Consider the following 13,116-nt stretch of genomic DNA (forward strand, 5'->3'; position numbering starts at 1 on the left):
ATGTCAGCCGCCGATGTCTTCCCCCTAACCGCCGCTCAGCGTGATGTCTGGCTCGATCAGATCAGTCGTGGCGATTCTCCCCTCTACAACATCGGCGGCTACCTGAACCTCACGGGCCCTCTGGATCCGGTCCTGTATCAGCGTGCGCTGGAAAATCTGGTGGCATCCCACGAAGGGTTGCGCACAGTGTTGCTGCCGGGAGCTTCGGCAGACGGCTTGCCGTTGCAGACCTACGCCGCATCGATGCCTGTGCCGATGCCGTTACATGATCTGAGCGATCAGCCAGACCCGCTCGTCGCTGCCCAGGCGCTGGCCCTTGAGTATATGCGACGTCCTTGCACGCTGGATGGCAGTCCACTGTTCACGTTCTGTCTGATCCGGCTGGATGCGGAACACCACTGGATGATCAGCGTCGTTCACCACCTGATCATTGACGGGTGGGGCTTCGGGCAGATGATCAAGTCCCTGGGCGAGCACTACACGGCACTGGCTGAAGGCAGCAGCCTGGATTTTCAGGGGCCGGATTACCGCGATTTCATTCAGGAAGATGCGCGTTACCACGAATCGCCACGCTACGAGCGTGACAAGGCTTACTGGCTGGAGAAGTACAGCAACCTGCCAGAGCCGCTGCTTGTATCGCGCTACCACAACCGCCGTGCAACCGACCCGGCACCGTCCCATACATGGGTACAGAACTTCCCGGAAGCGCTGCACACGCGCATGAAGCAGTTCGCTGAAAGCAACGGTTCTACGGCGTTTCATGTACTGCTGGCAGCCTTGCACGTTTACTTCACCCGTACCGCACAGCGCGAAGACTGGGTGGTCGGCCTGCCATTGCTCAACCGTATCGGTGCGCGTTTCAAGGCGACCATGGGCCACTTCGCTCAGGTCAGTGCAGTGTGCATGAATTTTGAGGGGCAACTGAACTTTGGCTCGCTGGTCAAGGAGGTGCGCGACACACTCAAGCGCGACTTCCGTCATCAACGCTTTCCACTGAGCGAGTTGAATCGCAACCTGGGGGTGGCCCGTGAGGAGCGTGGCCAATTGTTCGAGGTTTCGGTTTCCTACGAGCAGGAAGACCACGAATATCGCTATGGCGAGGCTCAGGCACAGACGGTAAAAGTCTCGAACGGCTACGAAACGACGCCTCTTGCCATACATTTGCGTACCAACAGCTTCAATGACAACGCCTGGCTGCACCTGGTCTATCACCGCGCCTGGTTCGAGGCCGAGGAGGCCGAGGCTATCGCCGCTCGCCTGTTGCAGGTGCTGGAACAGGCCCTGGAAAATCCGGAGCTGCGGGTCGAGGACTTTGACCTGTTGACGCCTGTCGAGCACCAGCAATTGCAGCGCTGGAATGCGACCGACGCGGCTTCTGCCAGTGAACAACTGATCCACAAGCGCATCGAAAATCAGGCTCAGACTCGCCCGGATGCCGTGGCGGCGGTCCATCAGAGACAACACCTGACCTACGCACAGCTCAACCGCAAGGCCAATGGCCTGGCCCAGCGCCTGATCGAACTGGGCGTGCGCCCGGACGACCGCGTCGCAATCGTTGCCCGTCGCGGCCTGGAAACCCTGGTAGGGATGCTGGCGATTCTCAAGGCCGGTGCAGCTTATGTGCCGGTCGACCCTGCGCATCCGCGTGAGCGTCTGTCCTACCTGTTGAGCGACAGCCAGCCGGTGGCGGTGCTGACCCAGTCGAATCTGCATGACCGTCTGCCAGAACTGAGCCTGCCGCTGATCGATCTGGATGGTAGCGACTGGGGGCAGGGCGCTCATGCCAACCCGCGGATCGCCAGCCTGAGCAGTGACAATCTGGTTTACGTGATCTACACCTCGGGTTCCACCGGCCAGCCGAAAGGCGTCATGGTGGAGCATCGCACGCTGTCTCATCTTGTGGACTGGCACTGCGAGGCTTTCTCGCTGGGTGCGGGTGGACACGCCTCCAGCCTGGCCGGTTTTGGTTTCGATGCCATGGCCTGGGAAGTCTGGCCGACGCTGTGCTCCGGTGCGACCCTGCATGTCGCCCCCACTCAGGAAGGCGGCGAAGACATCGACGCCTTGCTGCAATGGTGGCGCGCTCAGCCCCTGGACGTCAGCTTTCTGCCGACGCCGGTGGCCGAGTACGCCTTCAGCCAGGAAGAAGACCATCCGACCCTGCGCACCTTGCTGATCGGCGGTGATCGCCTGCGTCAGCTCAATCGTGATCCGGGCTTTGCCGTGATCAATAACTATGGCCCGACCGAAACCACAGTGGTTGCGACTTCCGGGCAAGTGTTGGTGGGCGGCGCGCTGCATATCGGCGGCCCGATTGCCAATACCCGCACCTATGTTCTGGATGCGCGGTTGCAGCCGGTGCCCGTGGGCGTGACCGGTGAGTTGTATATCGGCGGCGCGGGTGTTGCCCGTGGCTATCTGAACCGTCCGGACCTGACCGAAGAGCGCTTTGTCACCGATCCGTTCAGTGGCGTTGCCCATGCGCGCATGTACCGCAGCGGTGACCTCGTACGCTGGAACAGCGACGGCACCCTGGACTATCAAGGCCGTAACGACGATCAGGTGAAGATTCGCGGCATGCGCATCGAGCTTGGCGAGATCGAAGCGGTGCTGGCCAGTCAGCCTGGCGTGAAAGACGCCGTGGTGCTGGTGCGCGATCAGCAACTGCTGGCCTGGTTCACCGAAACGTCGCCAGTGGACCCCGAAGCCTTGCGTCAGGCCCTGCGTGCCCGTCTGCCGGGTTACATGGTGCCGCGCGCTTTCACTTACCTGGCAGCCTTGCCGCTGACCAACAATGGCAAACTCGACCGCCGTGCCTTGCCGGACCCCGATCCTGCGTCATTGCTTGGCCAGGCCTATGAGGCACCTCAAGGTGCTGTGGAAGTCGCCATGGCCGACATCTGGGCTCAGGTGCTGGATGTGGAGCGGGTCGGGCGTCATGACAACTTCTTCGAGCTGGGCGGTCATTCGCTGCTGGCCATCAACCTGGTGGATCGCCTGCGCAAGGCCGGGCTCAAGGCCGATGTTCATGTATTGCTGTCCCAGCCGACCGTAGCGGCCCTGGCGGCTTTCGACGGCAGCGAGTCGCAAACGATTGCGGTGCCGGACAACCGTGTGCCGGCAGGCTGCACGCAGATCACCCCAGAGCTGTTGAGCCTGACCGATCTTGACCAGTCTGCCATTGACCGCATTGTCGCCACCGTGCCCGGCGGTGCAGCCAACGTGCAGGAAATCTACCCGCTGGCACCTTTGCAGGAAGGCATTCTTTACCACCACATCACGGCCGAACAGGGCGACCCGTACCTGCTGCAATGGCGCCTGGCTTTCGACAGCCTGGATCGTCTGCAGGCCTGGGCCGGTGCGTTGCAGCAAGTCATTGATCGTCACGATATCCTGCGCACTTCCGTGGTTTGGGAAGGACTGGAAAGCCCGCAGCAAGTGGTCTGGCGCAAAGCCGAGCTGACCGTGCAACCGGTCAGTTTCAATACCCCGGATGCAGGCACCAGCGTCATCGAGCGTTTGCAGCAGCAATTCGACGCCCGTCATCATCGTCTGGAACTGTCCCAGGCACCGCTGATGCGTCTGGTCCATGCCCAGGACCCGGTCAACAGCCAGGTCGTGGCGATTCTGTTGTTCCACCATCTGGTGCTGGATAACGCGGCCATGGAAGTGGTCAGCAACGAAATGCAGGCCCTGCTGGCTGGCCAGTTGGCGGATCTGGCGCCACCCGTGCCTTACCGTAACTATGTGGCCCAGGTACGCATCGGCAGTGACGACGCCCGTCACGAAACCTTTTTCAGCGAAATGCTCGGCGATGTCGACGAGCCGACGCTGCCTTTCGGCCTGCAGGATGTGCGCACCGACGGCAGCGGTATCGAAGAATCCCGTCTGGTACTAGACAATACGCTTTCCCGCCGCCTGCGTGAGCAGGCTCGCCAGCAGGGTGTCAGCGCCGCCAGCTTGATGCACCTGGCCTGGGCACGTGTACTGAGCGTGCTGGCCAACCGTCGTGATGTGGTGTTCGGCACTGTACTGCTGGGCCGCATGCAGAGCGGTGAGGGTGCTGATCGGGCGCTGGGTGTCTTCATCAATACCTTGCCGCTGCGGGTCGATACGGCGACTGGCGCGGGCGAAGCCGTGAAGAACGTGCATTCGCGCCTGTCTGCCTTGCTCGCCCATGAACACGCCTCGCTGGTGCTTGCCCAGCGCTGCAGTGGCGTCGCGGCGGGTTCTCCGCTGTTCAGCGCCTTGCTCAATTACCGCCACAGCGCCAATGTGAAGCCCCTTGACGGTGAAGGTGCGTGGCAGGGTGTGCGCGTGCTGGGTGGCGACGTGCGCAGCAACTACCCGCTGACCTTGAGCGTCGACGACATGGGCGACAGTTTCGACCTGCATGTGCTGGCGCTGGAAGGTATCGGTGCCGAGCGTGTGGTCGGCTGGATGCATAACACTGTGACGCAACTGGTGGAGTCCCTGGAGCAGGGATCCCTGGCACCGCTGAATGCGCTGCCGATTCTGCAGGTCGAAGAGCGTCGTCATGTGCTGGTGGACTTCAATGCCAGCGCGCAAGCCTTCCCCCAAGGCCAGACCGTGCATGCACTGGTCGAAGCCCAGGCCTTCAACAGGCCGGACGCGCCTGCCGTAGTGCAGGGCGATGAAGTCTTGAGCTACGCCGAACTCAACCGCCGCGCCAACAGTCTGGCCCATCATCTGATCGGGCTTGGCGTGCAGCCGGACGAGCGGGTCGCTCTGTGCCTGCGCCGTAGCCCTGACCGCCTGGTCGGTCTGCTGGCGATTCTCAAGGCCGGTGCCGCTTATGTGCCGGTTGATCCGGCTTACCCTGCCGATCGCATCAGCTACCTGCTGGAAGACAGCGCGCCGCGAGTGGTACTGGTCGATGCTTCGACACGGGATCTGGTCGGCGATGTGGCGCAAGTGGATCTGGGGCGTGGCGCGTGGGATCAGGAGTTCCGCAGCAACCCGCAAGTCGCGGGCCTGAGCCACGAGAATCTGGCTTATGTCATCTATACCTCCGGTTCGACTGGGCAACCCAAAGGCGTGATGGTCGAACACCGCACCCTGAACAACCTCGTTCACTGGCACTGCCAGGCCTTCAACCTGAGCGCCGGCAGCCACACCGCCAGCGTCGCCGGTTTCGGTTTCGACGCCATGGTCTGGGAAATCTGGCCGGCGCTCTGTGTCGGTGCCGTGCTGCACCTGCCACCGGCCCATGTCGGCAACGAGCACGTGGATGAATTGCTCGACTGGTGGCTGGAGCAGCCGCTGCAAGTGGGCTTCCTGCCGACTCCGGTGGCCGAGCAGGCTTTCCGTCGTCCGCGTCAGCACCAGACCCTGCGCACCTTGCTGATCGGCGGCGACCGTCTGCGTCAGTTCGACCGCGATCCGGGCTTTGCCGTGATCAACAACTATGGCCCGACCGAAACCACAGTGGTTGCCACCTCGGGTCAGGTGAGGGTAGGCGAATCGCTGCATATCGGCGGCCCGATCTCCAACACCAGCATTTATGTGCTGGATGAGCAGTTGCACCCTGTGCCAGTAGGCGTGAGCGGCGAGCTGTACATCGGTGGTTCGGGCGTTGCCCGTGGCTACCTGAACCGACCGGACCTGACCGAAGAGCGCTTTATCGCCGACCCGTTCAGCGAAGCTGCACATGCATGCATGTACCGCAGCGGCGACCTGGTGCGCTGGAATGCCAACGGCACGCTGGACTATCTGGGCCGCAACGACGATCAGGTGAAGATTCGCGGCATGCGTATCGAACTGGGCGAAATTGAAGCGGCCCTTGCCAGCCAGCCAGGCGTGAACGACGCCGTGGTGCTGGTGCGCGGCGAACGCCTGCTGGCGTGGTTCACCGAGACCGCACCGGTCGACGCGGACGCACTGCGTCAGGCCTTGCAGGCCAGCCTGCCGGGCTACATGGTGCCGCTGGCCTTTATCCGTCTGGAATCCTTGCCGCTCACCAGCCACGGCAAGCTCGACCGCCGTGCTCTGCCGGACCCGGATCAGTCTGATCTGGCCGCTCAGGTCTATGAAGCGCCGCAAGGCGAAGTGGAAGTCGCCATTGCCGAACTCTGGGCTCAGGTGCTGGGGCTGGACCGGGTAGGGCGTCACGATAATTTCTTTGAACTGGGCGGCCATTCGTTGCTGGCGGTCAGTCTGGTAGAACGCATGCGCAACGCTGGCCTGAGTGCTGATGTGCGCGTATTGCTGGGCCAGCCGACGGTGGCGGCGCTGGCCGCTTCGGTGGGCAACGGTCGCGAAATCACCGTGCCGGCCAATCTGGTACCGGCAGGCGCTACACGCATCACGCCGGACATGCTGAGCCTGTCGCGTCTCGACCAGTCGACCATCGACCGCATTGTCGAAACCGTCCCCGGCGGTGCGGCCAATGTGCAGGAAATCTACCCGCTGGCGCCGTTGCAGGAAGGCATTCTCTATCACTACCTGACCGCCGGGCAGGGCGATCCGTATCTGCTGCAATTGCGCATCAGCTTTGACAGCCTGGAGCGTCTGCACACGGTTGCCGATGGCCTGCGCAAAGTCATTGCCCGTCACGACAGCCTGCGTACCGCGATTGTCTGGGAAGGGCTGGAGGTTCCACAGCAGGTGGTCTGGCGTCATGCCGAGTTGCCGGTGGACGAAGTACCTCTGGCGCAGATCGAAACCCAGGATACATCGGCACGGATCGACCTCAGCCAGGCACCGCTGATCCGTCTGGTCTACAGCCATGATCCGGCCAGCTCGCGCTTGCAGGCCACGCTGTTGTTCCATCACATCGTGGTCGATGCCACGGCCCTGCAAGTGATGCGCGAGGAAATCCTTGCTCACCTGCGCGGCGAGCCACAACCCGCCGAGCCTTCGGTGCCTTACCGCAACTATGTGGCCCAGGCGCGCCTGGGTGTCAGTGAGGCGGAGCACGAAGCGTATTTCCGCGGGCAACTGGGCGATATCGACGAGCCGACCCTGCCGTTCGGCCTGCACGATGTTCAGGGTGATGGCAGCTCTATCGAAGAAGCCCAACTGACACTGCCCGATGACCTGACCTTGCGCCTGCGCAATCAGGCCCGGCAGATGGGCGTCAGCGTCGCCAGCCTGTTCCACCTGGCCTGGGGCCGGGTGCTGGCCAGCGCAACCGGCAAGGACCGTGTGGTATTCGGCACGGTATTGCTCGGTCGCCTGCAAGGCGGCGCCGGTGCCGACCGTGGCATGGGCATGTTCATCAATACCCTGCCGCTGCGCATTGATCTGGCCGATATCGGCGTGCGTGAAGGCGCGCGTGAGACTCACGCCCGTCTTGCTGCACTGCTGGGTCACGAACATGCTTCTCTGGCTCAGGCCCAGCGCTGGAGCGGGGTGGCTGCGCCATTGCCGCTGTTCAGCGCCATGCTCAACTTCCGTCACAGCGCCGGTCAGGCTAAACAGGATGCCCAGCGCGAAGCGTGGCGCGGCCTGGAAATCCTGGCCAGCGAGAAAAACACCAACTACCCGTTGAGCCTCAACGTCGACGACCTGGGCGACAGCCTGCGTCTGTCGGTCACGGTTACGCCTGACGTGGGTGCCCGCCGTATCTGCGGCTACGTGCAACAGGCATTGACCGGCGTGGTCGAGGCCCTTGAGTCCCAGCCCGATCTGCCGCTGCAACACCTGTCGGTGCTGGACGCCGAAGAGCGCCAGCGTCTGGTGGTCGACTTCAACCGGACCGAGGTGGATTACGATCTGGAACACACCCTTCACGGTCTGTTCGAGAGTCAGGCTGCCCGCAAGCCACAGGCCGTGGCGCTGCGTGGCGAAGGCGTACAACTGAGCTATCAGGCCCTTAACGAACAGGCCAACCGCCTGGCCCATCACCTGATCGGTCTGGGTGTGAAAACCGATGATCGGGTCGCTATCTGTGTCGAACGTGGCGTGTCCATGGTGGTTGGCCTGCTGGCCATCCTCAAGACCGGTGCTGCCTATGTGCCGCTGGACCCGAGCTATCCGCGTGAACGCATTCACTACATGCTCGAGGACAGCGCGCCAGCCGTGGTGCTGGTCCAGGCCGCCACCCGCAAGTTGCTGGACGAAGAGCGTACGCTGCGCGTCGATCTCGACGACAACACCTGGAGCAGCCAGAGCATCGACAATCCGCAGATTGTCGGTATGAGCCCGGATCACCTGGCTTATGTGATCTACACCTCGGGTTCCACCGGCACCCCGAAAGGCGTGATGGTCGAGCACCGTAGCGTGGGCAACCTGGTGCACTGGAGTTCGCAGGTTATTCCGTTGAAACCGGAAACAGCGCTGCTGCACAAAACGCCCATCAGCTTCGATGCCTCGGTATGGGAACTGTTCTGGCCGCTGTGCGCTGGCCTGCCGCTGGTACTGGCACGTCCTGACGGCCATCGCGATCCGGCTTACCTGATGCGCTTGATTCGCGACCAGAAGGCCAGTGTGGTGCAGTTCGTGCCTGCCTTGCTTCAGCAATTCCTTGAGCTGGAAGAAATCAGCCAGTGCACCTCACTGACCGATATCGTCTGTGGCGGCGGTGAATTGACCACTGCTCTGGCTGAACAGGTACGTCAACGCCTGCCTTGGGCACGCTTGCACAACGTCTATGGCCCGACCGAAACCACGGTGGATTCCAGCGCCTGGACCCTTGAGCCGCACGAGCCGGTGCCGATCAGTGCGCTGCCGATCGGGCGGCCGATCAGCAACACCCGCATGTATGTATTGGACGAATACGACCAACTGGTTCCACAGGGTGTGATCGGTCAGTTGCACATTGGCGGCTCGGGAGTCACACGTGGTTACCTGAACCTGCCGCAATTCCAGGCCGAGCGTTTTATCGACAGCCCGTTCGTTTCGGGCGACCGCCTGTATCGCACTGGCGACCTGGTCGCTCAGCGTGCGGACGGCAACCTCGAGTTCCTGGGTCGTAACGACGATCAGGTCAAGCTGTATGGCCTGCGCATCGAACTGGGTGAAATCCAGGCCTGCCTGACCCGTTATCCGGGCATTCAACAGGCCGTGGTACTGGCCCGCGACGAGCAACCGGGCGGTCAGCGACTGGTGGCTTATTACACCGGCACTCTGCTGCCGGTGGAAACCCTGCGCGAAGTGCTGCGGGCGCAACTGCCGGACTACATGGTGCCTGCGCTTTATGTACACCTCGACGCATTCCCGCTGACCCCCAACGGCAAGGTGGACCAGAAGGCGCTGCCTGCGCCGGGTGCCGATGCGGTATTGACCCGTCCGTACGAAGCGCCGGAGGGCGAAACCGAAGTCCTGCTGGCCGAACTCTGGGCCGAACTGCTTGGCGTCGAGCGGGTGGGGCGACACGACAACTTCTTTGAACTGGGCGGTCATTCGCTCCTGGCGGTCAGTCTGACCGCGCGTCTGCGGCAGGAAGGCATTGAAGCCGATGTCCGGGCGCTGTTCGAACAACCTACGCTGGCCGGCTATGCAGCCATCACAGAGAGCATGGAGATTATCCTGTGAGCATCAACGAACTCCTGGCGACACTGAAGGCCAATGACATCAATCTGTCGGTCAAGGATGGACAACTGGTGGTGCAGGGCAATCGCCGTGCGCTGACCGACAAGGGCCTGGTGGAGCACCTGCGCGAGCATAAGCCGGCATTGATCGAGCTGATCGAACAGGGCGAGTATCTGGCAACAAAACGCGGTGCTCCGAGCTTGCCGGAAAACGGCATTCCAGCCGGTTGCACCCGTATCACACCTGAAATGCTGACCCTGGTGTCACTGGATCAGGACGCTATCGACAGTCTGGTCGCGCACGTCCCTGGCGGCGCGGCCAATGTGCAGGACATCTACCCGCTGGCACCCTTGCAGCAGGGCATTCTTTACCACCACGTCACGGCCAGCCACGGCGACCCCTATGTGATGCACGTGGAATTCGCCTTTGCCGACCGCGCTCGTCTGGACGCATTCGCTCTGGCGCTGCAAACAGTGATCGAACGGCACGACATCCTTCGTACGTCGGTCCATTGGGACGGGCTGGAAACCCCGGTGCAGGTTGTCTGGCGCAGTGCCCAACTCAAGGTCGGTGCCTTGTCGGCGCAAGCCCAGGCCATCATGGATCTTGGCCAGGCGCCGTTGATTCGTCTGGTCTACGACGAAGCCGACCACGCTCAGGGCGTGAAGGCCGCCTTGCAGTTCCACCATATCGCCATGGACCACAGCGCCCTGGAAGTGGTGCGCCATGAAATCCAGGCCTGCCTCAGTGGCCAGGCCGGTCTGCTGGGTACGCCGGTTCCGTTTCGCAACTACGTGGGTCAGGCCCTGTTGGGCGTCAGCGAGAAAGAGCATGAAACGTTCTTCCGCGAAATGCTGGGCGACCTCGATGAGCCGACCCTGGCCTACGACCTGCAGGACCTCAGCGGTGACGGTGGCGACATTACCGAATACACCCTGTCTCTGGACCTGGAGCTCTGCCGCCGCCTGCGCAATCAGGCGCGGACTCTCGGCATCAGCGTCGCCAGCCTGTTCCACCTGGGCTGGGCGCGGGTGCTGTCAGGCCTGACCGGCCGCCAGCGCGTGGTATTCGGCACGGTACTGATGGGCCGTCTGCTGGGAGCCGAGGCGACCGAACGTGCCTTGGGTATCTTCATTAATACCTTGCCGATCCGCATCAATCTGGATGCGCAGGACGTGCGCACCGCAGTCAAGGCCACCCATCAGCGCCTGACCACTCTGATGCGCCACGAACATGCGCCGCTGGCTCTGGCCCAGCGTTGCAGCGGTGTGGCCGCGCCGACGCCACTGTTCAACGCCTTGCTCAACTACCGCCACAGCTCTGCCCAGACCACAGGTGAAACCTGGCAGGGCATCGAAGTGCTGCACGCCGAAGAACGCAGTAACTACCCGCTGGTGGTGAGCGTCGACGATCTGGGCGAAGCCTTCAGCTTCACCGCACAAACCACAGACGGCATCGACCCGCAGCGCACCTGTGCCTATTTTGAACGAGCCATGGAGCATTTGCTGGAGGCCCTGGAACAGGCCCCGCAAATGCTCGTCGAGCGGGTTGAAATCCTGCCTGCCGATGAGCGCAAGCGGCTGCTGGAAAATTTCAATGCCTACCATCTCGATCAGGAAACCGTGCTGACCATCCATCAGCGCATCGAGCGTCAGGCCCTCGACCAGCCAGACGCCATCGCCTCGCAAGTGGGCGATCAGCACCTGAGCTACAGCGAACTGAACAGCAAGGCCAATGCCTTGGCCCATCACCTGATCGGCCTGGGCGTGCGCCCTGATGATCGCGTGGCCGTGGTGGCCCGTCGCGGGCTGGAAACCCTGGTCGGCCTGCTGGCCGTGCTCAAGGCGGGCGCGGGTTATGTGCCGGTGGACCCGGCGCATCCGGATGAGCGTATTGCGTACCTGCTGAGCGACAGCGCACCGGTGGCCGTCTTGACTCAGCACACACTGCTGGCCGGTCTGCCGCCCTTGTCGGTGCCGGTGATTGCTCTGGATCGCCCGGACTGGGCTGATCAGCAGGACAATCCGCTGGTACAAGGCCTGAGCGCCGCCAATCTGGCCTACGTGATCTACACCTCAGGTTCCACTGGCCAGCCAAAAGGCGTGATGGTCGAGCACCGCACCCTGAGCAATCTGGTGCACTGGCATTGCGAAGCCTTTGATCTGCACGCCGGCAGCCACACCGCCAGCGTCGCCGGTTTCGGTTTTGACGCCATGGCCTGGGAAGTCTGGCCAGCCTTGTGTACCGGTGCGACCTTGCACGTGCCGCCTGCGGATGTGAGCAACGAGCAACTGGATTCGCTGCTGGACTGGTGGCTGGCTCAGCCGCTGCAAGTGTCCTTCCTGTCGACACCAGTGGCCGAATACGCTTTCAGCCGCGATTTGCGTCACCCGACGCTGCGCACCCTGTTGATCGGTGGCGACCGTCTGCGTCAGTTCCACCGTGATCCGGGCTTTGCCGTGATCAACAACTACGGCCCGACTGAAGCCACCGTTGTTGCCACTTCAGGTCAGCTGTTTCCCGATGGCAGCCTGGATATCGGCAAGCCGATTGCCAACACCCAGGTTTACCTGCTGGACGAGCATCAGCAACTGGTGCCGTTTGGCGTAGCCGGTGAGCTGTATGTGGCGGGCGATGGCGTGGCCCGTGGCTACCTGAACCGCCCGGAAATGACCGCCGAGCGTTTCCTCGACGATCCATTCAGCAAACAGCCGGGCGCACGGATGTACCGCACCGGCGACCTGGCACGCTGGAATGCCGATGGCACGCTGGAATACCTGGGCCGTAACGACGATCAGGTGAAAATCCGTGGCGTGCGTATCGAACTGGGGGAAATCGAAAGCCAGTTGGGTCAGTTGCCGGGTATCGAAGAAGCGCTGGTACTGGCGCGTGAAGATGAGCCAGGCCAGCCGCGACTGGTGGGTTATTTCACCGAGCGGGCCGACAGCACGCCGCTGGTGGTGAATGATTTGCGCGCTGCCTTGCTGGAGCAGTTGCCAGCCTACATGGTGCCCAGTGCGCTGGTGCGTCTGGATGCCTGGCCGCTGACCGCCAACGGCAAGGTCGACCGTCGTGCCTTGCCGGTGCCGGATCGTGATGCGTTGTTCACTGGCGAATACCAGGCGCCGGAAGGCGAGCTGGAAATCGCGCTGGCGCAGATCTGGAGCGAGTTGCTGCAAGTCGAGCGAGTAGGGCGTCATGACCGTTTCTTCGAGTTGGGCGGTCATTCCCTGCTGGCCATGCGCATGGTTTCCCAGGTGCGTCATCGTCTGTCGCTGGAATTGTCCCTGGGCGACCTGTTCGCCGACAGCGCTCTGGCTGCCGTGGCGCAATGCCTGGGCAATGCTGGCAAGAATGAGCTGCCACCCATAGAAGTGCTGCCGCGCAGCGGGGCGGTTCCGCTGTCTTTCGCCCAGCAGCGCATCTGGTTTCTGGCGCAGATGGAAGACGCCAACAGTGCCTACAACATTCCATTGGGCCTGCAACTGACTGGCCAACTGGACACCCGCGCATTGAGACGCGCACTGGAACGCATTGTTGCGCGTCACGACAGCCTGCGCAGCCGCTTCACTCAGGAAGACGGTGAAGCCTCGGTACAGGCCGCACCCGAAAACGTGGTTC

The 13,116-nt window shown here is 62.5% G+C and carries 2 protein-coding genes (1 of these 2 only partly in view); both read left to right on the forward strand.

Annotated elements, in window-relative coordinates:
- The gene (locus tag K5D32_RS07310) at positions 1–9,498 is read left to right on the forward strand and encodes a non-ribosomal peptide synthetase (protein ID WP_221599612.1); all 9,498 of its coding nucleotides are present in this window, start codon (positions 1–3) and stop codon (positions 9,496–9,498) included.
- Positions 9,495–13,116, forward strand: partial view of a non-ribosomal peptide synthetase gene (locus tag K5D32_RS07315; protein WP_221599613.1) — the beginning only. 14,117 nt of this gene lie beyond the right edge of the window; only the first 3,622 of its 17,739 coding nucleotides appear in the window; the start codon lies at positions 9,495–9,497; the stop codon falls past the right edge of the window. The genes K5D32_RS07310 and K5D32_RS07315 overlap by 4 nt, the downstream gene beginning before the upstream one ends.

Origin of the sequence: Pseudomonas cichorii, assembly GCF_019719005.1 — a bacterium.
Taxonomy (GTDB): Bacteria; Pseudomonadota; Gammaproteobacteria; order Pseudomonadales; family Pseudomonadaceae; genus Aquipseudomonas; species Aquipseudomonas cichorii_E.

Coding starts and splice junctions, on each gene's coding strand:
- K5D32_RS07310 (WP_221599612.1), top strand. CDS start 1: ATGTCAGCCGCCGATGTCTTCCCCCTAACCGCCGCTCAGCGTGATGTC.